This window comes from Geodermatophilus tzadiensis, assembly GCF_003002915.1.
In the GTDB taxonomy this organism is placed as follows: Bacteria; Actinomycetota; Actinomycetes; order Mycobacteriales; family Geodermatophilaceae; genus Geodermatophilus; species Geodermatophilus tzadiensis.
Genome location: NZ_PVTG01000004.1, coordinates 1 through 24,892, shown reverse-complemented (window position 1 = coordinate 24,892; position 24,892 = coordinate 1). Strand labels below are relative to the sequence as shown.

At 76.9% G+C, this 24,892-nt stretch carries 22 protein-coding genes; 13 read left to right on the top strand and 9 right to left on the bottom strand.

The window, feature by feature from the left end; genetic code table 11:
• The first annotated feature begins 26 nt into the window (after positions 1–26).
• The 3 genes from LY71_RS07025 to LY71_RS07015 are packed head-to-tail and all read left to right on the top strand — an operon-like array spanning position 27 to position 3,891.
• Positions 27–1,280 (top strand): glycosyltransferase, encoded by a 1,254-nt coding sequence (locus LY71_RS07025; protein ID WP_170121250.1) that lies wholly within the window; start codon positions 27–29, stop codon positions 1,278–1,280.
• Entirely contained in the window at positions 1,277–3,061 is a 1,785-nt protein-coding gene (locus tag LY71_RS07020; RefSeq protein WP_106276263.1) for a glycosyltransferase, read from the top strand. Before LY71_RS07025 ends, LY71_RS07020 begins: the two co-directional genes overlap by 4 nt.
• Positions 3,062–3,090: 29 nt before the next feature.
• Entirely contained in the window at positions 3,091–3,891 is an 801-nt protein-coding gene (locus LY71_RS07015; RefSeq protein ID WP_106276262.1) for a hypothetical protein, read from the top strand.
• Positions 3,892–3,915: 24 nt separating this feature from the next.
• Here the strand turns inward: LY71_RS07015 and LY71_RS07010 are convergent, their stop codons facing one another.
• The 4 genes from LY71_RS07010 to LY71_RS06995 all read right to left on the bottom strand — a co-directional run bounded on the left by LY71_RS07010 (position 3,916) and on the right by LY71_RS06995 (position 8,776).
• A complete protein-coding gene (locus LY71_RS07010; RefSeq protein ID WP_106276261.1) occupies positions 3,916–4,386 on the bottom strand; it encodes a hypothetical protein in 471 nt (156 codons plus the stop codon).
• A gap of 125 nt (positions 4,387–4,511) precedes the next feature.
• Positions 4,512–5,600: a zinc-binding dehydrogenase gene (locus LY71_RS07005; RefSeq protein WP_106276260.1), complete on the bottom strand. Its 1,089-nt coding sequence runs from the start codon at positions 5,598–5,600 to the stop codon at positions 4,512–4,514.
• A gap of 252 nt (positions 5,601–5,852) precedes the next feature.
• Positions 5,853–6,335, bottom strand: coding sequence for a hypothetical protein (locus LY71_RS07000; RefSeq protein WP_106276259.1), 483 nt, complete (start codon positions 6,333–6,335; stop codon positions 5,853–5,855).
• Positions 6,332–8,776, bottom strand: coding sequence for a molybdopterin oxidoreductase family protein (locus LY71_RS06995; RefSeq protein WP_106276258.1), 2,445 nt, complete (start codon positions 8,774–8,776; stop codon positions 6,332–6,334). Before LY71_RS06995 ends, LY71_RS07000 begins: the two co-directional genes overlap by 4 nt.
• 137 nt (positions 8,777–8,913) lie before the next feature.
• Between LY71_RS06995 and LY71_RS06990 the strand changes: the two genes are divergently transcribed.
• The 6 genes from LY71_RS06990 to LY71_RS06970 all read left to right on the top strand — a co-directional run bounded on the left by LY71_RS06990 (position 8,914) and on the right by LY71_RS06970 (position 15,072).
• The gene (locus LY71_RS06990; protein WP_245887735.1) at positions 8,914–9,909 is read left to right on the top strand and encodes a bacteriorhodopsin; all 996 of its coding nucleotides are present in this window, start codon (positions 8,914–8,916) and stop codon (positions 9,907–9,909) included.
• Between the two features lie 2 nt (positions 9,910–9,911).
• Complete coding sequence (locus LY71_RS06985) at positions 9,912–10,916, top strand: Brp/Blh family beta-carotene 15,15'-dioxygenase (protein WP_170121249.1); 1,005 nt, start codon at positions 9,912–9,914, stop codon at positions 10,914–10,916.
• Positions 10,917–10,920: 4 nt separating this feature from the next.
• Entirely contained in the window at positions 10,921–11,772 is an 852-nt protein-coding gene (gene pdxY, locus LY71_RS06980) for a pyridoxal kinase PdxY (protein ID WP_211297188.1), read from the top strand.
• Positions 11,773–11,839: 67 nt separating this feature from the next.
• Positions 11,840–13,300, top strand: a complete 1,461-nt coding sequence (locus tag LY71_RS06975) for an amino acid permease (protein ID WP_106276255.1) — start codon at positions 11,840–11,842, stop codon at positions 13,298–13,300.
• A gap of 100 nt (positions 13,301–13,400) precedes the next feature.
• Positions 13,401–13,784 carry a hypothetical protein gene (locus LY71_RS23055; protein ID WP_146146071.1) on the top strand — a complete coding sequence of 128 codons (384 nt, stop codon included), beginning with the start codon at positions 13,401–13,403 and terminating at the stop codon, positions 13,782–13,784.
• The gene (locus tag LY71_RS06970) at positions 13,777–15,072 is read left to right on the top strand and encodes an ANTAR domain-containing protein (protein ID WP_146146070.1); all 1,296 of its coding nucleotides are present in this window, start codon (positions 13,777–13,779) and stop codon (positions 15,070–15,072) included. Before LY71_RS23055 ends, LY71_RS06970 begins: the two co-directional genes overlap by 8 nt.
• Positions 15,073–15,084: 12 nt before the next feature.
• Here the strand turns inward: LY71_RS06970 and LY71_RS06965 are convergent, their stop codons facing one another.
• Positions 15,085–17,025, bottom strand: coding sequence for a CheR family methyltransferase (locus LY71_RS06965; protein ID WP_211297187.1), 1,941 nt, complete (start codon positions 17,023–17,025; stop codon positions 15,085–15,087).
• Positions 17,026–17,028: 3 nt separating this feature from the next.
• Positions 17,029–18,090 (bottom strand): chemotaxis protein CheB, encoded by a 1,062-nt coding sequence (locus LY71_RS06960; protein ID WP_106276253.1) that lies wholly within the window; start codon positions 18,088–18,090, stop codon positions 17,029–17,031.
• A gap of 113 nt (positions 18,091–18,203) precedes the next feature.
• On the opposite strand from LY71_RS06960, the gene LY71_RS06955 reads away from it, so the two are divergent.
• From LY71_RS06955 to pgi, 4 genes are all read left to right on the top strand, one after another.
• A complete protein-coding gene (locus tag LY71_RS06955) occupies positions 18,204–18,953 on the top strand; it encodes a LamB/YcsF family protein (protein WP_106276252.1) in 750 nt (249 codons plus the stop codon).
• Entirely contained in the window at positions 18,953–19,552 is a 600-nt protein-coding gene (locus LY71_RS06950; protein ID WP_106276485.1) for a 5-oxoprolinase subunit B family protein, read from the top strand. Before LY71_RS06955 ends, LY71_RS06950 begins: the two co-directional genes overlap by 1 nt.
• The gene (locus tag LY71_RS06945; RefSeq protein ID WP_106276251.1) at positions 19,546–20,379 is read left to right on the top strand and encodes a 5-oxoprolinase subunit C family protein; all 834 of its coding nucleotides are present in this window, start codon (positions 19,546–19,548) and stop codon (positions 20,377–20,379) included. The genes LY71_RS06950 and LY71_RS06945 overlap by 7 nt, the downstream gene beginning before the upstream one ends.
• 175 nt (positions 20,380–20,554) lie before the next feature.
• A complete protein-coding gene (pgi, locus tag LY71_RS06940; RefSeq protein ID WP_106276250.1) occupies positions 20,555–22,186 on the top strand; it encodes a glucose-6-phosphate isomerase in 1,632 nt (543 codons plus the stop codon).
• Positions 22,187–22,207: 21 nt separating this feature from the next.
• Here the strand turns inward: pgi and pcaC are convergent, their stop codons facing one another.
• Genes pcaC through pcaB form a run of 3 tightly spaced genes read right to left on the bottom strand, consistent with a single transcriptional unit; the run spans position 22,208 to position 24,716 of the window.
• Positions 22,208–22,612: a 4-carboxymuconolactone decarboxylase gene (gene pcaC, locus LY71_RS06935; protein ID WP_106276249.1), complete on the bottom strand. Its 405-nt coding sequence runs from the start codon at positions 22,610–22,612 to the stop codon at positions 22,208–22,210.
• Positions 22,609–23,388: a 3-oxoadipate enol-lactonase gene (pcaD, locus tag LY71_RS06930; RefSeq protein WP_106276248.1), complete on the bottom strand. Its 780-nt coding sequence runs from the start codon at positions 23,386–23,388 to the stop codon at positions 22,609–22,611. Before pcaD ends, pcaC begins: the two co-directional genes overlap by 4 nt.
• Positions 23,385–24,716, bottom strand: a complete 1,332-nt coding sequence (pcaB, locus tag LY71_RS06925; RefSeq protein WP_170121248.1) for a 3-carboxy-cis,cis-muconate cycloisomerase — start codon at positions 24,714–24,716, stop codon at positions 23,385–23,387. The genes pcaD and pcaB overlap by 4 nt, the downstream gene beginning before the upstream one ends.
• Positions 24,717–24,892 lie beyond the last annotated feature (176 nt).

The window sequence follows — 24,892 nt, the reverse complement described above, 5'->3', positions numbered from 1 at the left end:
GCCCCCGAGAAGCCGGAGGTCCCCGCGTGCCCCGCCCCGCCGCCGACCTGCACGTGCTGCGCCTGTGCAGCGTGTTCGAACCGCCGGAGACCCGGCGGCGCGCGGGACCGGGAGCCCTCCCGGGGGAGCTCGACTCCCGGGCGGCCCGCTTCGACCCCATCGGCGGCATGCAGAACCACACCGCGACGCTCACCCGCTGCCTCGACGCCCGGGGCGTGCGGCAGACGGTGGTGACCGCGCGGCTGGCCGGCCCCCGGGGGACGACGCCGCTCGGCCGCGGTGCCCGGGTGCACCGGACCGGGCTGCCGGTGCCGCGGCTGCGCCAGCTGTGGGCGCTGGCCGGGCTGCTCGCGGTGCTGCGCGCCGGGCGGCCGACACCGGTCGACGTCGTGCACGCCCACCAGGGCGAGGACCTCGCGACGCTGCTGCTGGGCCGGCTGGCCGCCCGGGTGCACCGCTGCCCCCTGGTGGTCACGCTGCACTGCAGCGTCGGGCACACGCTCACCGGCCGGGGCCCGAAGGTGCGGCTGCTGCGGGCGCTCGGCGGCCGGGTCGAGCGCGGAGCGCTGTGCCGGGCCGACGCCGTCGTCGTCCTCACCGAGCGCACCGCCGCGGCCGTGCGGGACGACGGCGTGCCGGCCGACCGGCTGTCGACCATCCCCTCGGGCTTCGACCCCTCGCTGTTCACCGGCTCCCCCGCCGACGTGTTCCCCGGGGTGGCGCGGCCGCGGATCGGCTACGTCGGCCGGCTCGCGCCGCAGAAGAGCCCCGGGACGCTGGTCGAGGCGTTCGGCCGGATGCGGGAGGAGGCCGCCCTGGTCGTCGTCGGCGACGGTCCCGACCGGGCGCTGGTGCACCGGCTCGCGGCCACGAGCCCGGCGACCGGCCGGATCACCCTGGCGGGCTTCGTCGAGCACGCGCGGGTGCCCGCGGTGCTGGGCTCCCTCGACGTGCTGGTGCTGCCCTCGGCCTACGAGGAGATGGGCTCGGTGCTCACCGAGGCGATGGCCGCCGGCCTGCCGGTGGTCGCCAGCCGCGTGGGCGGCATCCCCGAGGTGGTGCGGCACGGCGACACCGGCCTGCTGGTGCCCCCCGGCGACGTGGACGCGCTGGCCGCGGCGCTGGACCGGGTGACCGGCGACGCCGCACTGCGGGCGCGGCTGGCCGCCGGGGCGCGGGCCCGGGCGGTCGACTACTCGTGGCCGGCGCTGGCCGGACGGGTGGCCGAGGTCTACGACCGGGTGCTCGGCGTCCCGGCGGTCGAGCAGGCGGCTGCGTGACCGCTCGGGTCGCCGTCCTGGTGCCCGTGCACGACCAGGCGGCCTTCCTGCCGCGCGCGCTGGAGTCGCTGCTCGCCCAGGAGGAGACCGCCTGGGAGGCGGTGGTCGTCGACGACGGGTCGCGCGAGCCGGTCGCCGTCCCCGCCGACCCGCGGCTGCGGCTGGTGCGCACCGCCGACAACCGCGGCCTCGGCGCGGCGCTCAACACCGCGCTGGACGGGACCGCGGCGCCGGTGGTGGCCTACCTGCCCGCCGACGACGTCTGGTTCCCCGCCCACCTGGCCACCCTGCTCGCCGCCCTGGACGGCGGGGCGGTGCTGGCCCGCGCCGACCTGGCCCAGCCCGCCGACACCCCCTACGCGCAGCTGGTGCAGGTCGCGCACCGGCGCACCGCCGACCGCTGGACCGAGCGGGCCGAGCTGGAGACCGACGACCTCGACCGGCTGATGTGGGCGCGGGTCGCCGCCCGGGGGACGACGACGGGCACCGGCCGGGTCACCTGCTCCTGGACGCGGCACCCGGGGCAGCGGTCGCGGGCGATCCGCGAGTCCGCCGACGGCGGCCTCAACGTCTTCCGCACCCGTTACCGGGTGCCCGGGCCGCTGCGCTTCGCCTCCACCGACGGCGGGGGGACCGACGAGGTCGCCCGCTACGCGCGGTTCCGGGAGCGCGCGTACCCGCCGTCACCCGACGGGCTGCGGGTGCTCGTCGTGGGGGAGCTGGCGTTCAACCCCGAGCGGGTGCTGGCGCTGGCCGAGCGCGGCCACGCCCTCACCGGCCTGTGGACCGACCAGGCCCTCGGCGACGCCACCGTCGGGCCGCTGCCCTTCGGCCACGTGCCCGACCTCGACCGCGACCGCTGGCGCGAGGAGGTGGCCGCGCTCTCCCCCGACGTGGTGTGGGCGCAGCTGAACTGGCGGGCCGTGCCCTTCGCGCACGCCGTCCGGGCGGCGTTCCCCGACCTGCCCTTCGTGTGGCACTTCAAGGAGGCCCCGCAGCGCAGCGTCGTCCGCGGGGAGTGGCCGCTGCTGGCCGACCTGGTGTGCGGCGCCGACGCGGTGCTGCTGGCCACCGAGGAGGAGCGCGACTGGTTCGCCCTCGCGCTGTCGGGCCGGGTGGACCCCGCCCGGCTCGGTGTCCTCGACGGCGACCTGCCCAAGCGCGACTGGCTCGACGCGCCGCGCTCGCCCCGGCTGTCCGACGCGGACGGGCAGCCGCACGCCGCCGTCGTCGGCCGGCCCTCGGGGCTGGACCTGGACTGGGTGCTGGCGCTGGCCGACCGTGGCGTGCACACCCACCTCTACGGGCAGGTGCGCGCCCCGGGGCCGACGGGCTCGTGGACCGGCTGGCTGGACGAGGCGCTGGCCCGCGCGCCGGGGTTCGTGCACGTGCACCGCGCCGTCGGGCCGGAGGACTGGGTGCGGGAGCTGTCGCGCCACGACGCCGGCTGGCTGCACCGGTTCGACTCGGCCAACGGCGGCGACCTGCGGCGGGCCGGCTGGGACGACCTCAACTCCCCCGCCCGGCTGCCGGTGCTGCTGGCCGCCGGGCTGCCGCTGCTGCAGCAGGCCAACCCCGGCTCGCTGGTGTCGGTGGAGCGGGTGCTGCGCGCGGACGGGACGGGCCTGTTCTACCGCTCGGCCGACGACGTCGCCGCGGCGCTGCACGGCGAGCTCGCGACCCGGTCGGGGCACGCTGCCGCGACCGCCGCCCGCGAGCGGCACGTGTTCGACGCCCACGCCGACCGCCTCGTCGACCTCTTCCGCTCCGTGACCCGCTAGGTGTCGTACCCCGCTCCTACGGTCGGCGCATGGCGGACGGGCTGCGGTGGGCGGTCACCGACGGGCCGGACGGCACGTCGGCGGTCGAGCTGCCCGCGGACGCCGTCGCGGCGCGCCGGCTGGCCGAGCAGGCCCGCGGCGGCCTCTGGTGCGCGCGGGCGGCCGGCGGCTGCGGCGGGCGGCTGGCGGTGGTCGACGGCGACCCGCCCGGCCTCGGGCACACCGGCGACGACCCGTGCGCCTTCCGCCGCCGGCCGGCAGCGGCCGGGCACGCCTACGACCACCTGCGCTACCGGCCGGCCCTGCTGTCGTGGCTCACCGGGCAGGGGCACCGGCCGCGGGTGCTCCGGGTGCCGGACGCCGCCGGGCACCCGGGCCTGCGCCTCGTCGTCGAGAGCCTGGGCGCGGTGCTGGAGGTCCGGCTCGCGCCGCTGTCCGACACCGCCTGGCGGGCGCGGGACGACCGGGCACGCGGGGCCGCGCGGTCGGTCACCTGGCTCTACGGTCCCGACGCCGACGCCGCCGCGGCCACCGAGGCGAGCGTGCGCGGCGCGGCCCTGTCGCTGCGGCGCCACGACCGCGGCCTGCTCGTCGGGGTGCGGGACGCCGGCGGCGCGGTGCGCTGGGTGCGCCTGGCCGCCTGCTCCCTCACCGCCGACGGCGTCACCGCACCCGGCCTCGAGGACGCCCGCGCGGCGCACGCCCGGCGCACCGCCGAGCGGCAGGAGGCGGCCCGGCGCGCGGCCCGCCGTCCCGCCCGGCGCCCGGCGCGGACGCGCCCCGGCGCCGCGGAGGAGCTGCCCCTCTGGCCGCTGGCCTCGACCGCCTGACGCCCGCCGGGCGCGGTGCGGGCGTCAGGACGGCGTGCCGGTCGGGTGCTCCTCGGGCTCGGGCACCCCGGCCGCGGGTCCCGGCACCTCGACCGCGGCCTCGGCCTCCGGCGCCTCGGGACCGGGCACCGGGGCGGCGGCCCGCCGGTGCACGTGCGGGAGCCGCGCCACGACGCCCGCGGGCAGGTGGACGTGCGGCAGGTGCAGGTGCGGCAGGTGGACGTGCGGGCGCGGCAGGCGCACCTGCGGCACGTGCGGGTGCGGCAGGTGCAGGCTCGGCAGGTGCAGCTGGGCGAGGCGCCCGGACGGCGGCGGCCGGCGGGCCAGCAGCGCGGCGGCACGCAGGCGACGGTTGGCCTCCTCCCGCTGGCGCACCGTCGTCGGCACCGCGCGGTGGTCCCGCTCCCAGCGGGCCGTGTCGCTGCGGGCCAGCACGATCACCAGCGCCGTCGAGGCGGCGAACCCGACCACGGCGACCACCGGCCACCACCACATGACGCCCTCCCCATGAGCGCCGTGCCGCGGGACCCGCGGCGGATGGCCACAGGGTCCACCCGGAACCGGAACCGGACAAGCCGCGGACGCGCGCCACACCGGCGACGCGCCGGAGGAGCCCCGCATCAGAACCGGAGCACGGCCTGCAGCGGTGGGGCGGGCAGGCGGCGCGCGGCGAGGTCGGCGAGCAGCGCCGGCCCGTCCTCGAACGCGACGACGTCGGTGACCAGGTGCCGGCGGACGTCGTCGCCGCGCTCGCGGAGCAGGTCGAGGGTGACGTCGGCCAGCGCCGAGCGCGGCCAGTCGCCGGCCATGCCGCGCGGCACCCGGCCGATCTGCGCGCACACGACCGACAGGCCGTTGTGGTGGAACTCCTCGCCGAGCCGGACCGCCCCGGCGCCGGCCTGGTAGAAGCCCAGGTCGACGACGACGCCCTGCGGCCGCAGCGCCTTGAGCCCGGTGGCCAGGTCGGTGTCGTGGCCGCGGCACTGCAGCACCAGGTCGGCGCCGGCGTCGCCGGGGGCGTGCCGCCAGCGGCGCTTGACCTCGGGCCACGCGCCGGCGTCCACGGTGTCCAGGCCGAGCGCCGCGGCGACGGCGCGCCGTGCGGGCGAGGACTCCGCGACGACGACGTCGGCGGCCCCGTGCCGGACGGCGAGCAGCGCCGACAGCAGCCCGATGACGCCGGCGCCGGTGACCAGCACGTGCCGGTCGCGGACGCCGTCGCCCACCCCGCCGCCGGGGCCGGCGAACTGCGCGGTCGCGTGCAGCAGGCCGTTGACGCAGATCGGGCCCATCTGCGCGAGGTAGACCCCGAGCAGCGGGTCGAGGTCGCCGGGCACCGGCAGCACCGGGGTGGCCGCCGGGTCGGCGCAGCGGCCGGTGCGGTGCCCGTAGGCCATCGCGACCCGGGTGCCCTCGGCGAGGTCAGGGGTGCGGCTCTCGGTGACCAGCCCGACCTCCATGTAGCCCAGCCGGCGCACCGGGTAGCCCGCGGTCGGGCCGTCCGGGGTGAACGAGCGCAGGTCGGCGTCCCAGGACAGCGCGTGGTGCGGGTCGGTGCCGCGCACGATGGCCACCTCGGTGCCGGCGCTGACCCCGCTGTACTCGGTGCGCACCCACGCCTGGCCGGGACCGGGCTCGGGCTCGGTGTCCTCGAGCAGCGCGGGCTCCCCCGGCGCGAGCACGCCGATGCTGCGGACCGGGCGGGTCACGGCCGCACCGTCCCGCCGCCGGACACGGCGACCCGGTCGACCGGCCGGCCGGTGACGGACCCCACCGGTCCGATCCGCGTGCTCACGCGGGTGTCCGTGCCCCTCGCGGCAGCCGGCCAACCCCGGAGGGGTCACCGCCCGGTTTCGGTGGCGGGCGGCCGGGTAGCGCCCGATCAGCCGGCTGCGCCAGCCCGGTAGCAGCGGGCCCGCCCTCCCGGCCGGAGGACGGGCCCGCTGTTCTCGGGGGGTCCGCTAGGAGACGAGCGCCTGCGTCGCCGACTCCTTGAGCTTGGCGTTCGCCCAGCGCATCTGGCGCAGCGTGTCGGGGTGGCAGCGCCGTGCCAGGTCGAACAGGTCGCGCTTGCGCGCGCCCTGCGCGGCCTGGGCGAGCAGCTCCCAGTCCAGCGAGACGCCGGCGGCCTCGCGGTGCACGTGCCGGAGGTCGGCGAGCAGCAGCAGGCCGGGCTCCGGGCGGCGGCCGAGCAGGTCCGACGTCGCCTGCTGGAGCCGCTCGAGCAGACCCGGCTCGCCGTCCGGCTCCGGGTCGAGGTCGAGGCCGAAGTCGCGGCCGATCCGGGCCAGCTCGGTGACGTGCCGCAGCGACCAGGCGGCGACGTCCCGGGCGACGTGGAAGACCTCGTGGTCGGCCTGGTGCCGGTCGGACACCGCGAGCAGCACCTTCCCGAGGTGGTCCTCCGACCGGTGCAGCTCCTCGATGGCCAGCCCGAGCTTCACCGCGCGCCCCCGACGGTCTCCTCGGCCAGCGCGGTCTCGCCACCCCGGGTGGGCGGCACGTCGGCGGCCACGGGCCGGGACGCGGTGGTCGTCGGCGCCGGGGACGGCGTGCCGTCGGAGGCCGCCAGCCGGCTCACCGCCGCCGCCGCCGTCTTGAAGATCGGCTGCTTGGACACCGGGTCCCAGTCGGTCGGGGTGAGCTCGTTGGCGGCCCGCCCCCGCTCCTGCGCGTCGGGCGCGTCCCAGTAGCCGTAGTGGAACGGCAGGAACACCACCCCCGGCCGGATGCCGCTGACCCGCAGCCGCGCCTCGACCCGCCCGCGCGGGGTGCAGACCTCGAGCAGGTCGCCCTCGCCCCAGCCGCGGTCGGCGGCGTCGGACGCCGACATCTCCACCCACACCTCCGGGGCGGCGGCCTGCAGCTGCGGCGCCCGGCCGGTCTTGGTCCGGGTGTGGAACTGGTAGATCGTCCGGCCGGTGACCAGCTGGAAGGGGAACTCCTGGCTGGGCAGCTCGTGCGGCGGCACGTACTCGGCGGCCTTGAGGACCGCCCGGCCGTGGGGGTTGAGCGCCCGGTACTCGGTCTCCTCCAGCGGCGCGCCGGTGACCAGGTCGCGGCCGTAGCTCTCGCAGTGGTCGGGGTCGGCGAAGAACCGCCCGTCGACGTAGAGCCGCTCGGTGCCCTCGGGCGCGTCCTCGGTGACCGGCCACTGGATGCCGTTGCGCTCCCGCAGCTTGGCGTAGGACAGCCCGCTGTAGTCGCACGGCCGGCCGCGGCTGCACTCCTTCCAGCCCTCGAAGGCGCCCTCGGGGTCGCTCCACGTCACCAGCGGGGCGCCGTCCCTGTCCCGCAGGTCGAGCCGGCGCGCGAAGTCGATGAGGACGTCGAGGTCGGCGCGGGCCTCCCCGGGCGGGTCGACCGCCTTCTCCGACAGGTGCACGGTGCGGTCGACGTTGGTGAAGGTGCCGGTCTTCTCGCCCCACGTGGCGGCGGGCAGGACGACGTCGGCCAGCTGCGCGGTCTCGGTGAGGAAGAGGTCCTGGACGACGAGGAACAGCCGCTCCTGGGCCAGGATCGAGCGGATCCGGCCCAGCTCGGGCAGCGACACCGCCGGGTTGGTGGCGGTGACGTACAGGAAGCGCAGCGACCCCTCCTCGGCGTGCCGGAACATCTGCATCGCGTGGGTGGGCGGCGAGTGGTGCGGGATCGAGAACGGGTCGAGGTGCCACACCCGCGCCAGGTCGGCCACCTGGGCGTCGTTGGACCAGTTGCGGAAGCCGGCCAGGTCGCCGTCGGCACCGGCCTCGCGGGTGTTCTCCGCGGTGGGCTGCCCGTTCATCTGCAGGATCCCGCACCCGGGCTTCCCGAGCATGCCGCGGACCAGGTTGAGGTTGTTCACCTGGACGGCGGCCGCGGTGGCCTGGTGGGACTGGTAGAAGCCCTGCAGCACGGTCGACAGCAGTCGCTCGGCGGTGCCCAGCACGCGGGCGGCCTCGCGGACCTGCGCGGCCGGGACGTCGCACACCTCCTCGGCGACCTCCGGCGGGTAGTCGCGCACCCGCTCCTCGAGCTCCGCGAAGCCGACGGTGTGCGCGTCGACGTACTCCCGGTCGACCCAGCCGTTGCCGATCACCTCGTGCAGCAGCGCGTTCATGAGCACCACGTTCGTGCCGGGCCGCGGCGCCAGGTGCACCGTCGCGGCGCGGGCCACCGGCGTCTCCCGCGGGTCGACGCAGACCACCTGGGGCGGGTGGGGGCCGGCCAGCCGGTCGAGCACGCGCGTCCACAGCACCGACTGCGTCTCGGCCACGTTGTGCCCGAACAGCGCGATGACGTCGCAGTGGTCGACGTCGGTGTAGGAGCCGGGCTGGCCGTCGGAGGCGAAGGTCTCCTTGAGCGCGGCGGCGGCCGTGGCGGTGCACAGCCGGGTGTTGCCGTCGACGTGGTTGGTGCCGATGCCGCCGTGCGCGATGAGCCCGAGCGTGTAGTACTCCTCCAGGAACAGCTGCCCGGAGGTGTAGAAGCCGATCGCGCTGGGGCCCTGCTCGTCGAGGAGCTCGCGGCAGCGGCCGGCGACGGCGTCCATCGCGGTGTCCCAGTCGGTCTCCACCAGCTCCCCGCCGCGACGGATGAGCGGCCGCGTGAGCCGGTCGGGTGAGTGGTTCGCCTGCCAGCCGTAGAGGTCCTTGGGGTCGAGCCGGCCGTGGTTGACCCGGTCCTCGGCACGGCCGCGGACGCCGACGATCCGGCCGTCCTTGACCGCGATGTCCAGGCCGTCGCCGTTGCTGTGCAGGATCGTCGCCGAGGGCACCCAGCGGTCGACGTCGTCGGCGGTCAGCCCGTCGGCCAGGTGGGAGTCCACCCGCGTCGGCCAGGTCTCCCCCGGCCCGTACGGCGTCCGCGTGCCCCACGGCTCCGCGATCCGGTCGGTGCGCGCCATCGTCGGTCCTCTCCTGTCCGGTGACCGGGACGCCGTCACGGTTGCCATCCGGCAATGGTTCCAACCATCGGGCGCGGGTAGGCAGCCGGTCCGGGGCTCGACGCCAGGGCCCGCCCCCGTCCCACCCCGGAGGTGCCGTGGACGTCGTCGACACGCCCACGCCCGAGCTGCAGCCCATGTCGCTCGGCCTGTACGACCTGGTGCACTTCGCGCTCATGGCGGCCGGGTTCGCCCTGTTCGCCTACCTCCTCTACACCTGGGCCAGCCGGGAGGAGGTCGGCCGGCGCTACCGGCCGGCCCTCTACGCCGGCCTGTGCCTCGCGGCGGTCGCGACGGTCAGCTACCTGGTGCTGTTCCTCAAGTGGGACACCGGCTTCACGCTGACCGACGGCGTGTACGAGCCCAACGCCGAGGCGCGGTTCACCGGCTCCACGCGCTACCCCGACTGGGCCGTCACCGTCCCGCTGCTCACCGTCGAGCTCCTCGCGGTCTGCTCGCTGGCCGGCCGCCGGGCCCGCAACCTCCGCGCGACGACGGTGACCGCGGCCTTCCTCATGATCCTCACCGGCTACTTCGGCGCGCAGGTCGTCGCCGACGGCCGGGACCGCACCGCGCTGGTCGTCTGGGGGCTGGTCAGCACCGCGTTCTTCGGCTACCTCGCCGTCGCGCTGATCGGCGCCGTCCGCGCCTCGCTGCCGCACATGGGGACGGAGGCGGCGGTCAGCCTGCGCAACGCCACGATCGTGCTGCTGTCCAGCTTCGGCGTGTACCCGCTCGTCTACGCGATCCCCGTGTTCGCCGACGCCACCCCGGCGTGGGCCGCGACCGTGCAGGTCGCCTACTCCACGGCCGACGTGATCGCCAAGGTCGGCTTCGGTCTGCTGGTCCACAAGGTGGCCCTGCTGCGGACCGCCGAGGACGTCCGGGCCGGCGAGGACACCCACCCCGAGCCGGTGTGGGTCAGCCACGTGCACGAGAGCGACGGCGTGCTGCCCGAGCTCGGCCGGGTCTCCCCCGCGGCCGCGGCCACCCTCCGCGGCGAGCACCACCACGGCGAGCACCACCACGACGAGCACCACCACGGCGAGCACCGCGGGCACGGCGCGACCCGGACGGCGCCCGAGCGGACCTGAGCGTGCGCCCGCTCCCGGACCCGGGGACGGCGGACCGGACCGGCACCCCGTTCGCCGCCCCGGCCCGGGCGGCGACGACCGTGTCGCTGGTAGCCGCGGCCGCCGTGGTCCTCGTCGAGGTCACCGCCGGCTGGGGGGACCGGGCGTGGCTGCCCCTGGTCGGCGGGCTGCTGCTCGGCCTGCCGCACGGCGCCGTCGACCACCTGGTCCCGGCCTACCGGCTGCGGTGGGGACCGGCGCGGCTGGCCGCGTTCGCGCTGGGCTACGCCGCCGTCGCCACGGTCACCTGGGTGCTGTTCACCGCCGCGCCCGGGCCCGCGCTGGCGGTGTTCGTGCTGCTGTCGGCCTGGCACTTCGGCACCGGCGAGACCGCCTTCGCCGACCTGCGCGCCGGCCGGCCGGTCCGCCGGGCCGCGCTGCCCGCGGCGGTGCTCGGCGGCCTGGCGCTGCTGGTGCCCCTCGTGCGCGGGGCGGAGGAGGCGGCGCCGGTGGTGGCCGCGGTGGTGCCGGGCAGCGACGGCACCCTCCCGCCGGGGGTCGGCACCGTGCTGCTCGCGGTGGTGCTGCCCGCCGCGGCCGCCCTCGCCCTCGCGCTGCTGCTGGAGACCCGCTGGACGGAGGCGGCCGAGGTCGGCGCGCTGGCCGTGCTGGTCCTGGTCGCCCCGCCGCTGGCGGCCTTCGGCGTCTACTTCGGTTGCTGGCACGCGGTGCGCCACACCGCCCGGGTGCTGGCCGAGGACCCGGCCAACGTCGCCGACCTGGCCGCGGGCCGGCTGGGTCCACCGCTGCGCCGGTTCGCCGTCGCGGCCGCCCTGCCGACCGTCGCGGTGCTGGCCGTCCTCGCGCTGCTGTGGTCGGCCGCCGGCGGCTGGCGCGGCCTCGTCGCCACCGACCTGCCGCTGCTGGCGGCCCTGACGGTGCCGCACGCGCTGGTGGTGGCCTGGCTCGACCGCCCCGGTCCCGCCCCGGCCCGGGTCCGCGCCCCGTCCGGGCGCGTGGCACGGTGACCGCGTGGTGAACGTCCTGTCGATCCAGTCGCACGTCGCCTACGGGCACGTGGGCAACTCCTCGGCCGTCTTCCCGCTGCAGCGCCTGGGCGTCGAGGTGTGGCCGGTGCACACCGTCCAGTTCTCCAACCACACCGGCTACGGCGCGTGGACCGGGCGGGTGTTCGACGGCCAGGCCGTGGAGGAGGTCGTCGACGGCATCGCCGACCGCGGCGTGCTGGGCACCGCCGACGCCGTCCTGTCCGGGTACCTCGGCTCGGCCGACATCGGGCACGCCGTCGTCGGCACGGTCGGGCGGGTGCGCGCGGCCAACCCCGACGCCGTCTACTGCTGCGACCCGGTCATCGGCGACGTCGGCCGCGGCGTGTTCGTCCGCCCGGGCATCGAGGAGCTCATGCGGGAGGTCGCCGTCCCGGCCGCCGACCTGGTGACCCCCAACCACTACGAGCTCGACCTGCTCGCGCGGACGACGACGCGGTCGCTGGACGAGGTGGAGGACGCCGTCGCGGCCGTGCAGGGGCTGGGCCCGCGGGTGGTGCTGACGACGTCGCTGGTCACCGAGGACACCCCGGACGACGCCGTGGACCTGCTCGCCTCCGAGGGCGGCCGGCACTTCCGGGTACGCACGCCGCGGCTGTCGGTGGCGGTCAACGGCGCCGGTGACGCGATCGCCGCGCTGTTCCTCGCGCACTGGCTCGACACCCGCTCCGCCGGCGAGGCGCTGGGCCGGGCGGCGGCCAGCGTGTGGGGCCTGCTGCGGCGCACCGAGGAGGCCGGGTCGCGGGAGATCCTGCTCGTGGCCGCCCAGGACGAGTTCGTGTCGCCGTCGCGCAGCTTCCCGGTCGAGGAGGTGTAGCGCCGACCCCGGAGGAACGTCGGGCCTCCAGCGGGCGGGTCCGGACCCCGGCGTTCAGCATGGTCGGGTGGAACTGTTCCGGACCAAGCCCGTCGAGCGCCTCGGGGACGAGGGCGGGGAGCCCACCGCCGCCGGGGTGGGCCACCTGCGCAAGCGGCTGTCGGCCCGTCACCTCGTCGGCTTCGGCATCGGCGTGGTCATCGGCACCGGCATCTTCACCCTCACCGGGGTCGCCGCCCGCGACACCGCGGGGCCGGCGGTGGTGGTCTCCTTCGTCATCGCCGGCGTCGTCGCCCTGCTGGCCGCGCTCTGCTACGCCGAGCTCGCCTCCTCCGCCCCGACCGCGGGCAGCGCCTACTCCTACGCCTACGCCACCGCCGGCGAGGTGGTCGCCTGGGTGATCGGCTGGGACCTGTTCCTGGAGTTCGCGCTGGGTGCCGCGGTGGTCGCGCGCGGCTGGTCGGGCTACGTCGGCAACCTGCTCGACCTCCCGCCGTCGCTGTTCGGCGAGGAGGCGGCGGTCAACGTCGGGGCGGCGTCCATCGTGGTGCTGCTGACCGCGGTGGCGGTGCTCGGCATCCGCGAGTCGGCCCGGGTCACCGCGCTGCTCGTCGTCGTCAAGGTCGCCGTCTGCGTGTTCGTCGTGGTGGCCGGCGCCTGGTTCGTGCGGGGCGCCAACCTCACCCCGTTCGTGCCCGAGGGCCGGCCGGCCGAGGGCAGCGGCGGGCTGGCCCAGCCGCTCATCCAGGCCGTCGCCGGCATCGACCCGGTGGTGTTCGGCCTCGGTGGCGTGCTCACCGCGGCGGCCGTCGTCTTCTTCTCCTACACCGGCTTCGAGGCCGTGGCGAACCTGTCGGAGGAGACCCGCCGCCCCGGCCGTGACCTGCCGCTCGGCCTGTTCGGCACCCTGGCCCTGGCCACCGTCCTCTACGTCGGCGTCTCGCTGGTGGTCGTCGGGATGGTCCCCTACGACCGGATCGACCCGGGCGCGCCGATCGCCGACGCGTTCGACCAGGTGGGCCTGGGCTGGGCGTCGGCGCTGATCTCGCTGGCCGCGGTCGCCGGGCTGACCTCGGTGATCCTGGTCGACCTGATCACCGTCGGGCGGATCGGCTTCGCGATGGGCCGCGACGGGCTGCTGCCCCAGTCGGTCGCGCGGGTGAGCCCGCGCACCGGGACGCCGGCGCGGGTCACCGTGCTGTTCGCCGTGCTCGTCCTGGCCATGGCGACGTTCGTGCCGCTGGGCGCGCTGGCCGACCTGGTCAGCATCGGCACGCTGTTCGCCTTCCTGCTGGTGTCGCTCGCCGTCGTCGCGCTGCGCCGCACCCGGCCGGACATGCCCCGGCCGTTCCGGGTGCCGCTGTCCCCCGCGCTGCCACTGCTGTCGGCGCTGGCCTGCCTCTACCTGATGCTCAACCTGAGCATCGAGACCTGGCTGCGGTTCCTCGCCTGGCTGGCGATCGGGCTGGTGTTCTACGCGGTCTACGGCTACCGCCACTCCCGGCTGCGGGACGCCGTCCGCTCGTGACGGCGGGCGGCGGGCGACACGCCCGGACGGCGCACCGGCGACCCCACCGCCGCGCCGGATCCCGTCGCGGGGGGCGGCGGCAGCGGGGATGATGGGCACCATGACCGCTGAGGACCGCGGGGAGCGGGCCGCGGAGCGGGCCGAGACGGCCGGCCGGCGCAGCCGCGAGCTCGCCGAGCGCCTGGCCCGGCTGTCGGCGGGCATGCTGTCGACGGAGCGCGACGCGCGGCGCGCCCACGAGGCGGCCGAGGAGTCGGCGCAGCTCGCCGAGGAGGCCCGGCAGCGGGCGGCCACCGGCCACGAGAACGCCGCCCGCGCCCACGAGGAGGCGGCACGGGTGCACGATGCGGCCGCCGACCGGGGGGTCGGGGACCCGGTGGACCACCGCAGGCGGGCCGTCGAGCACCGCCGGGACGCCGAGACCGACCGCCGCGAGGCACAGGCCGACCGGCACGACCCGACCGGGGGGGCACTCAGTGGATGACCGCGGCGGCACCGGCCCCGCGTCCGACCTGCCCGTGGCGCAGGTCGTCGGCACCCTGGCCGAGCTGTCGGTGGCGCAGGAGGAGCTGCGGGTCGCCGAGGAGGAGCTGCTGGCGCAGCAGGAGGAGATCGCCCGGCTGGTCGAGCGCTACGACGGCGAGCGCCGGTGGCGCGAGCACCTCACCGCCGTCCTCCCGGTCGGGCTGTTCGTCACCGACGGCGCGGGCAAGGTGCTCGAGGCCAACCCGGCGCTCGCCGGGCTGCTGGGCGTCGCCCTCCCCCGCCTGCTCGGCAAGCCGTTCACGGTCTACCTCGCACCGGCCGACGTGCCGGGGTTCCGGGCGGCGGTGCGGGAGCTGGCCGCCGGGGAGGTCGCCGAGCACCGGGCGGCAGTGACCCTCCACGGCCGCAACGGCGTCCGGGCGGAGGCGCTGCTGTCCGGGGTCGCCGAGACCTCCGGCGGCGGCCCGGCCCCGGCGCGCCTGCAGTGGGTGCTCACCACCGACCCGGAGGACGCCGTCCTCCTCGAGCCGCTCCCGGCCACGGAGCCGGCGCCCCCCGGCGACGACGCGGCTCCCATCGGCATCGCCGAGGCGCTCGCCGAGCTCACCCGGCTGGCCTCCGCCGGCGCGGACCGCCGCCAGCTGCTGGGCCGGATGGCCACCCTCGCCCAGCGCGCGGTGCCGTCGTCCTGCTGGGTCAGCGTCACCATCGGCTCCCCCCGCGACCCGCGGTACATCGGCACCGACTCCACCGCGGCCCAGGAGGCCGACGGCCGCCAGATGCGCGCCGACGAGGGTCCGTGCGTCGACGCCTACACCGGCGGCGAGGCCGTCGTCACCGGCGAGCTGCGCACGGACCCCCGCTGGCCGGTGCTGGCCCGGCTGGCCGCGGCCGGTCCGGTCCGCAGCGTGCTGGCCGTCCCGGTGGCGCTGGACGGGGCGCCCACCGGCGTCCTCAACGTCTACTCACCGCGGGTCGACGCGTTCGGCCCGGCCGACCGGCGGGTGGCCGAGCTGGTCGCCCTGGCCGCGGCCGCGGTGCTGCAGGAGGTGGCCGAGCGTGAGTCGCTGCGCCGGCTGACCGCCAACCTCGAGCAGGCGCTCGCCTCGCGCTCGGTCATCGACCAGGCCAAGGGGGTGCTGATGAGCCGGCTCGGGGTCGACGCCGACGACGCGTGGGCCCGCCTGGTGACCCTGTCCAACCGGCTCAACGTCAAGGTGCGCGACCTGGCCCGGCTGGTCGTCGAGGGCCACGCCGACGAGGTCATCGCCGCCGCCGCGCGCTGACCCCGGCCGGGGTCAGGCGTCGGCCGGGTCCATGAGGAGCACGGCACCGCCGCGCCGGCCGGGCGCGGTCGCGAACTCGCTGACCGTCACCCGCACCCGGACGGGACGGCCGCGGCGGTTGACGGCCCCCAGCTCCACCGTCTCGTGGGCCGGGCCGTCACCCCCCACCTGCCGGCGCAGCAGCGGGTGCAGCTGCGACACGGGCAGGCCGATGTCGAGGTTGAGCAGGTACTGCCCGACGGCCTCGTCCTCGCGCACGCCCCACAGGTCCTCGGCCGCGGCGTTCCAGGCGAGCACCTGCAGCTCGGCGTCCACGACGACGACGCCGGCGCGGAAGCTCGACAGCACGCCGGCCATGAACTGGTTGAGGCTGGCGACCTCGTCGGTGCTGGCGCGCAGCTCCTCGTTGGTGGAGTGCAGCTCGTCGTTCATCGACTGCAGCTCCTCGTTCATCGTCTCCAGTTCCTCGTTGGTCGACTGCAGCTCCTCGTTGGTGGTCTCCAGCTCCTCGACCGTCGACTGCAGCTCCTCGTTGGTGGTCTCCAGTTCCTCGTTGGTCGACTGCAGCTCCTCGTAGGCGGTCTCCAGCTGCCGGTTGGCCGACTCGAGCTCCCGCTGCAGCCGCCGGTAGCGGGTGACGTCCTCGAAGGTCACCGTGGTGCCCAGCGGGCCGCCGTCCTCCCGGTACAGGGGGACCACCTGGACGTCGAGGACCAGGGGCTCGCCGCCCGGCTGGTGGCGCTCGACGCCACGCAGCCAGACGCCGCGCCGGCCGGCCACCGCCTCGGCCACCGCCCCCCGCAGCTCCGCCGGCCGGTAGGACACCTCCAGGTCCTGGAAGGGGCGGCCGACGTCGCGCTCGTCGACCCGGAAGAGCCGCTGCGCCTGGTGGTTGGCCATCGCCAGGCGGCCGCCGGCGTCGAGGACCAGCTGGGCGACCGGCGCCGACCGCACCGCCTCCAGGCGCAGCCGGGCGAGGTCGCCGTCGGAGGGGCCGCCGTCGCCCTGCACGAGCGCCGGCCCCGGCCTCCGTTCCACCGCGACGCCGCCGTCCCGCTTGCGGAAGAACCGGCGGGTGAGGTCGACCGGCGCGAACAGCTGGGCGTGCGAGAGGAGCATCTCGGCCTTGCCCAGGAAGAGCACGCCGTTGCGGTTGAGCGCGAAGTGCAGCCGGCTCAGGATCCGGTTCTGCGTCTCGGCGTTGAAGTACATGAGGGTGTTGCGGCACAGCAGCAGGTCGACGTGCGAGATCGGGGCGTCCTGCACCAGGTCGTTGCGGCCGAAGATCACCGCCCGGCGCAGGTCCTTGCGGAAGGCGAACCGGCTGCCCTCCTGGGTGAAGTACCGCCCCGCCTCCTCGGGGGTGAGGCCGGCCATCTCGCGTTCGGTGTACAGCGCCTGCCGGGCCTGGGTCAGCGCCTCCTCGTCGACGTCGGTGGCGTAGATCTTCACCCGCTCGCGGAACTCCCCCTCGCCGAGCGCCTCGGCCAGCAGCATGGCCAGGCTGTAGGCCTCCTGCCCGCTGGCGCACCCGGCGCTCCACAGCCGGATCCGCGGGCCGGCGGTGGCGAGCAGGTCGGGCAGCACCCGCTCGCGCAGGTGCTCCCACGACGGGCGGTCCCGGAAGAAGCCGGTGACGTTGATGAGGATGGTGTTGAACAGCGGGGCGAACTCGTCGGGGTGGACCTCGAGGAAGTCCTGGTACTCGGTCACCGACCCGGTGCCGACCTCGGCCATCCGCCGCCGGACGCGCCGGACCAGGCTCGGCCGCTTGTAGCCGGTGAAGTCGAAGCCGCGGCGCTCGCGGAGGTAGACCAGCAGCGCCTCGAAGTCGGGGTCCAGGCCCGCTGCGGCATCGGCGTCCGCCGCCTCGGCAGCGCCGGCGAGACCGTCGTCGTCGCGCAGGTCGTCGGCCAGCTCGTCGTCGGCGCGCGGCCGCGGGTGCTCGGACACGGGTCAGGACCCCGCCGCCCGCTCGGTCCCGGGGTCGCCCAGGGTGTCGTCGACGTCCTCGGGGACCGCGTCCCCGTGGAGCACCCCGCGCTCAAGCAGCTCCCGGAGCACCCCGGCCGCCTGGTGGGCCTCGTCGTGCCGGCGGCGGAAGGTCTTCGCGCTGTGCCGGTGGCCGCGCTCGGCGGCCCGGTCACCCATGCGGCGGCTCAGCGCGGCCCGCTCCTCGAGCCCGCGCAGCGCCATCCACAGCGCGCCCTCCAGCGCCTGCGCCTGCTCGGCGGCCAGCGCCGCCGGGGACCAGGCGTGTCCCACCCGGCAGCGGAAGCGCTCCATGCCCCCCTCGGCGATGGTGAACAGCGCACCGTGGCAGGTCGGGCAGCCGAACCCGGAGGGGCTGCCGGGCCGGTCGGCGTCGTCCATGGCGTGCGCGTCGAGCTGGGCCATCTCCGTCTCCGTGTCCATCAGCGTCGTCGGCGGCGGCGCGACGGCGGCGTCGACCTCCTGCCGCACCAGCCGGTCGAGCAGCTCCGGCAGGTCCGCCACGGCGGCCACGTGGTCGGCCCGGCCGACCTCGGCCGCGTGCAGCGGCATGCTCGGGTAGAGCGCGTCCGCGGGGTCCTGGGCGACGGCGACCCCGCCGCGGGAGCGGATCGCGATGGTGCCGGCGGTGCCGTCGTCGAGCGCCCCGGAGAGCACCACCCCGACCACCCGCGGGCCGCGGGCCTGCGCGGCCGACCGGAACAGCACGTCGACCGCCGGGCGGTGGCCGTTCTCCCGGGGCCCGCGGGAGAGCAGGACGCGGTCGCCGACGACCAGGAGGTGCCGGTCGGGCACCGCCACGGTCACCGTGCCGGGGACCAGCGGCAGGCCGTCCTCCGCGGCCCGGACCGGGAGCCGGGACACCCGGCCGAGGACCGACGCCAGCGCGCTGCGGCCGGAGGCGGGCATGTGCAGCGCGACGAGGACGGCGGCGGGCAGGTCCTCCGGCAGGCAGGCGCACAGCTCGCGCAACGCCTCGACGCCGCCGGCCGAGGCACCGACCACCACCAGGTCGCGGGTTGCCACGGCGCCTCCGTCCCCTGCGCCGGTCCCCCGAGAACCCGGCGACGCGTCGGGTCAAGCCTAGGGCCACGGGCCCGGTCCCGTTCCGTCGGCGGACGGCCCGCGAGGATGGGGGCGTGGACCTCAACGCCGACCTCGGGGAGTCCTTCGGCGCGTGGACGCTCGGGGACGACGCCGCGATGCTCCCGGTGGTGACGAGCGCCAACGTCGCCTGCGGCTTCCACGCCGGCGACCCGGTGACCCTGCGGCGGGTCTGCGAGGGGGCGGCCGCCGCCGGGGTCAGCGTCGGGGCGCAGGTCTCCTACCGGGACCTCGCGGGCTTCGGCCGCCGCTTCCTCGACGCCGCTCCCGAGGAGCTCACCGCCGACGTCCTCTACCAGCTCGGCGCGCTGGAGGCCTTCGCGCGCGTCGCCGGCACGCGCGTGCGCTACGTCAAGCCGCACGGCGCGCTGTACAACGCGATCGTCACGCACGAGGAGCAGGCGGCCGCGGTGGTCCGCGCGGTCGTCGAGTACGACCGCACGCTGCCGGTGCTCGGGCTGCCCGGGTCGGCGTGGCTGCGGCTGGCGGCCGGGGCCGGGCTGACCACGGTCGCCGAGGCGTTCGCCGACCGCGCGTACACGCCAGAGGGCACGCTGGTGTCGCGCCGGCTGCCCGGCGCGGTGCTGCACGACCCCGACGAGATCGCCCGCCGCTGCGTCGCGATGGCCACCGGCGAGCCGGTGACCGACGTCGAGGGCGGCGCGCTGGTGCTCGCGCCGGAGTCGATCTGCGTGCACGGCGACACCCCGGGCGCGGCCGCCATCGCCCGGCGGGTGCGCGAGGCGCTCACCGGGGCCGGCGTGGCACTGGCCCCGTTCGCGTGATGCGCGTCCTGCCGAGCGGCTCCTCGGCGCTGCTGGTGGAGCTCGACGACCTCGACGCCGTCCTCGGGTTCACCGCCGCGCTGCTGGACCGCGCGGTGCCCGGGGTCGCCGACGTCGTCCCGGCCGCGCGGACGGTCCTGGTGGTGGCCGACGGCGACCTCGCCGGCGTGCGGGCGGCCCTCGAGCGCCTGCCGTGGCGGCCCGGGAGGCAGGGGTCGGGCGAGCGGGTGGAGCTGCCGGTGCACTACGACGGCGCCGACCTCGCCGCGGTCGCGGAGCTGCTGGGCACCGACCCCGACGGCGTGGTCGCGGCGCACACCGGGCGGGAGTGGACGGTGGCCTTCTGCGGCTTCGCGCCGGGGTTCGGCTACTGCACGCCCGACACCGAGCCGTGGGACGTGCCCCGACTGGCCACTCCGCGCACCCGGGTGCCCGCCGGCGCGGTGGGGCTGGCCGGCGGGTTCACCGGCGTCTACCCGCGCGAGTCGCCCGGCGGGTGGCAGCTCGTCGGCCGCACCGACGTCGCGGTGTTCGACCTCGCCCGCGACCCGGCGGCGCTGCTGCGGCCGGGGGTGCGGGTGCGGTTCGTGCCGTGCTGACGGTGCTCGCGCCCGGGCCGCTGACCACGGTGCAGGACCGCGGCCGCCCGGGCCTCGGCGGCATCGGGGTGGGCCGGTCGGGCGCGGCCGACCGCGCGTCGGCGGCGCTGGCCAACCGGCTGGTGGGCAACGACGTCGCCGCGGCGGTGCTCGAGTGCACCCTCGGCGGGCTGACCGTGCGCGCCGGGGCCGACCTGCTCGCCGTCACCACGGGGGCGCGCTGCCCGGGCAGCCCGGTGCACTGCGCGCCCGGCCTGCTCCGGGCGGGCACGGTGCTGGACCTGGGCACGCCGCCGTCCGGGCTGCGGACGTACCTGGCCCTGCGCGGCGGGATCGACGTCCCGCCGGTGCTCGGCTCGCGGTCCACCGACGTGCTGTCCGGCCTCGGGCCGGCGCCGCTGCGGGCCGGTGACGTGCTGCCGGTGGGTGCGCCGTCGGGCCCGCTGCCGGGGGTGGACCTCGCGCCGGTGGCCGACCCGCCGGCCGGGCCGCTGACCGTGCGGCTGCTGCCCGGGCCGCGAGCCGACTGGCTGACCCCGGAGGCGCTGGGCCTGCTCGGGTCCGCGCCGTGGACGGTCACCGCCGACAGCAACCGGGTGGGCCTGCGGCTGGCCGGGCCCGCGCTGGCGCGGCGGGTCTCCGGCGAGCTGCCGAGCGAGGGGCTGGCGCGCGGCGCGCTGCAGGTGCCGCCGTCGGGCGCACCGGTGCTGTTCCTCGCCGACGCGCCCGTGACCGGCGGCTACCCGGTGGCCGGGTACGTGGCCGACGACGACGTCGACCGCTGCGCGCAGCTGCGCCCCGGCCAGACCCTGCGCCTGCGTCCCTGAGCGCGCACGTCCGCGGACGTGCACGGGGCATCTCCCCGGAAGTGCACGGGCATCTCCCCGGAAGTGCACGGGGCATCTCCGCGGATGTGCACGCGTAGACCCGGGGTCGCCGCGGCCGTCGGCACCCGGCAGGGTGGGGACGTCGGCAGCGGGCCGGGCGGAGCAGGAGGGGTCCATGGGCGTCAGGGACAGCGCGGAGTGGCAGGCACTCGCCGACCACCACCGGGAGGTGGGCGACCGGCACCTGCGGGACCTGTTCGCCGAGGACCGCGGGCGCGGCACCGAGCTCACCGTGACCGCCGGGGACCTCTACCTCGACTACTCGAAGAACCGGCTCACTCGCGAGACCGTCCGCCTGCTCGCCGCGCTGGCCGAGTCCGTGGGCCTGCGCGAGCGCACCGAGGCGATGTTCCGCGGCGAGCACGTCAACACCACCGAGGACCGCGCGGTGCTGCACGTGGCGCTGCGCGACCCGGCGACCAGCGGCCTCGACGTCGACGGCCACGACGTCCGGCAGGAGGTGCACGAGGTCCTCGACCGGATGGCGGAGTTCGCCGACCGGGTGCGCAGCGGCGCGTGGACCGGGCACACCGGCGAGCGGATCCGCGCGGTGGTCAACATCGGCATCGGCGGCTCCGACCTCGGCCCGGCCATGGCCTACCTCGCCCTGCGCGACTACTCCGACCGGTCGCTGACCTTCCGCTTCGTCTCGAACATCGACCCGACCGACCTCGCCGAGGCCACCCGCGACCTCGACCCGGCCAGCACGCTGTTCATCGTGGCGTCGAAGACCTTCACCACCCAGGAGACGCTGACCAACGCCACCGAGGCGCGCCGCTGGCTGGTCGAGGGGCTCGGCGGGGACGACGCCGCCGTCGCCCGGCACTTCGTCGCCGTCTCGACCAACGCCGAGAAGGTGGCCGCGTTCGGCATCGACACCGCGAACATGTTCGGCTTCTGGGACTGGGTGGGCGGCCGCTACTCGTTCACCTCGGCGATCGGCCTCTCGCTCATGGTGGCGATCGGGCCGGAGCAGTACCGGGAGCTGCTCGACGGGTTCCACACCGTCGACGAGCACTTCCGCACCGCGCCGTACGAGGAGAACCTGCCGGCGTTGCTGGGCCTGATCTCGGTCTGGTACGTCGACTTCTTCGGCGCGCAGAGCCAGGCGGTGCTGCCCTACTCGCAGTACCTGGCGCGCTTCCCCGCCTACCTGCAGCAGCTGTGCATGGAGTCCAACGGCAAGTCGGTCACCCTGGACGGCTCACCGGTCGACGTCGCCACCGGCGAGGTCGTCTGGGGCGAGCCGGGCACCAACGGCCAGCACGCCTTCTACCAGCTGCTGCACCAGGGCACGGTGCTGGTGCCGGCCGACTTCATCGGGTTCGCGCAGCCCAACCACGACCTCGACGGCATGCACGACCTGTTCCTGGCCAACTTCCTCGCCCAGCCGCGCGCGCTGGCCTTCGGCCGCACCGCCGAGGAGGTCGCCGCCGAGGGGACGGCGGCCGCCGTCGTCCCGCACCGGGTGATGCCGGGCAACCGGCCGTCCAACGCGATCGTCGCGCCGAAGCTGACGCCGTCGGTGCTCGGCCAGCTGGTGGCCGCCTACGAGCACCGGGTCTTCACCCAGGGCGTGGTGTGGGGCGTCAACTCCTTCGACCAGTGGGGCGTGGAGCTGGGCAAGGTGATGGCCAACCAGCTCGCGCCCAAGCTGCAGAGCGAGTCCGCGCCCGAGTACGACGCCGACTCCTCGACCGACGCCCTGGTCCGCCTGCTCCGCGAGGGCCGCGGCCGCCCCGTGTGAGCGCGCCCGGTCTCCGGGCGCTCACCCCTCCCGGCGGAGCTCGTCCAGGATCGGCCCGGCCACCTTGAACGCGTGGTTGGCCGCGGGGACGCCGGCGTAGACGGCCGAGTGCTGGATGACCTCGGCGATCTCCTCGTCGGACAGGCCGTTGTTCCTCGCGGCCCGCACGTGCAGCGCGAACTCGTCCCAGTGCCGCAGCGCGATGGTGATCGACAGGGTCATCAGGCTGCGGTCGCGGCGGGACAGCCCGGGCCGCTGCCAGACGTCGCCCCACGCCACGCGGGTGATGAAGTCCTGGAACCCGGCGGTGAACGGCGTCGTGTTCGCCACCGCCCGGTCCACCCAGGCGTCCCCGAGCACCTCCCGCCGGGTGCGCATCCCCGCCTCGTGACGGGCCGCGTCCGTGGAGAGGTCCGGGTCGCTCACGCGTGGCTCCCCGCCGCGTCGAGGTGACCGAGCAGCGCGCCGGTCACCTCCAGCGGCTGCTCCAGGTTCGGCAGGTGCGCCCCCGGGCTCACCGACACCAGCGACGCCCCGGCGATCCCGTCGGCGATGAGCTGCTGGTGCGGCGGGGGCAGCGCCGGGTCCTCGGCGCCCGAGACCACGAGCGTCGGCGCGGTGATCCGGGCGAGGTCCTCGCGCAGGTCCACCGCGGCCACCACCTCGCAGCACAGCGCGTAGCCCTCGTCGTCCGCGGCGACGATCATCGCCTCCAGCCGGGCCACCAGCTCGGGGTGCGCGGCGGCGTACGCCGGCGTCAGCCAGCGCTGCACCACGGTCGGCGCCAGCGGCGCGGTGCCGCCGGACCGGGCCGCGACGGCCCGGTCGAGGAAGCCCTGCGGGTCCGGCTTGGCCGACGACGCCAGGACGGCCAGCCGGCCGACCCGGTCGGGCTCCCGCGCGGCCAGCCGCAGCGCCGTCATCCCGCCCAGCGACAGGCCGGCCACGTGCGCCCGCCGCGCGCCGAGCCGGTCGAGCAGCGCGACGACGTCGTCCACGAGGTCGTCGAGGGAGTACGGACCGGCCGGCGACGACGACTCGCCGTGCCCCCGCGTGTCGTAGGTGACCACCCGGTAGCGCTCGGCCAGCGCCGGCACCTGCGGGTCCCACATCCCGCGGGTGGCCCCCAGCGAGTTGGAGAGGACGACGACCGGCGCGTCGGCCGGCCCGTCCTCCGTGTACGACACCTCGACGGCGGTCATCCGCGCTCTCCCTCGGTCAGTCGGTCGTGCTCGGCCAGCGCCGCGTCCACCTGCGCGCCGGCCTCGCCCGTGTCGGGTGCGGCCGCGGCGAGCACCGCGGCGGCGTCCACGTCGGTCCGTGCGGCCACCACCCCGGCCAGCGGCCGCCCGCTCTCCCGGGCCTCCCGCACCGCGTCGGCGGCGGCGTCGTGCGCGGCGCCGCGGCCCAGCGACGGGGCCAGCGCCTCGGCCAGCGCGCCGGCCAGCGACCCCTCGCCCGCCGCGGCCACGGTCGCCGCCATCCGGTCGACGTCGGGACGCAGCCCGCGCAGGCTCTCCGCCAGCCACGCCGCCGCCGACCCGACGGCCACCAGCAGGTCGGTCAGCGTCGGCCACTCGCTGTGCCACGCCCCCGCGGCGCGCTCGTGCTCCTGCTCCATCGCGCCCAGCAGCGTGGCCACCAGCCCCGGCGCCCGCCGCGCGCACGCCCGCGCCGAGACCGCCGCCACCGGATTGCGCTTGTGCGGCATCGCCGACGACCCGCCGCGCCCCTCGCCGACCTCGGCGACCTCGGCCACCTCCGACTGGGCCAGCAGCACCACGTCGAGCGCCACGGTGGCCACCACGCCGGCCGCGGCACCGAGCGCCCCGGCCAGGTCGGCCACCGGCAGCCGCACCGTGAACCAGGGGACGGCGGGCGCCACCAGCCCGAGCTCGGCGGCCAGCGCCTCCCGCACCGCGACCCCGGCACCGGACGACGCCGCGAGCGTGCCGACCGCGCCGCCGTACTGCACCGGCAGCGTGGCCACCACCTCGGCCAGCCGCAGCCGCGCGCCGTCCAGGCCGGCCAGCCACCCGGCCGCCTTGAGCCCGAACGTCGTCGGCAGCGCCTGCTGCATGAGCGTCCGGCCCATGACGACGTCGTCCCGGTGCGCGCGGGCCAGCCCGGCGCACCGCTCGGCGGCGGCCGCCAGGTCGGCGTCGACCGCCTGCACCGCCGACCGCGCGAGCAGCACCAGCGCCGTGTCGAGGACGTCCTGGCTGGTCGCGCCCACGTGGACGGCGACCGCGTCGCGCTCCCCCACGGCGTCCTGCAGCGCGCGCACCAGCGGCGGCACCGGGTTGCCCGCGTCGGCCGCCCGGGCGACGACGGTCGCGAGGTCCAGCCGGGAGGGGTCGGCGCACGCCGCGGTCACCGCGTCAGCGGCGGTCGCGGGCACGACGCCGGCCGACGCCGCGGCCCGGGCCAGCGCGGCCTCCGCCTGCAGCAGCGCGCGGATCCAGGCGTCGTCGGAGACGGCCGCCGACGCACCGCCCCGGGCGAACGTGCCGGCGAACAGACCTGTCACGGCTCTCTTCCTACCGGCGGCGGGCCGGGCGCGCGCTCAGACGGCGAAGAAGACCGTCTCGTGCTCGCCCTGCAGGTGCACGTCGAGGCGGTAGCCGTCATCGGTGGGCGTGGCCAGCAGCGTGGCCCGCTGGTCGTCGGTCAGCCCGCGCAGGACGACGTCCTCGGCGTTGGCGT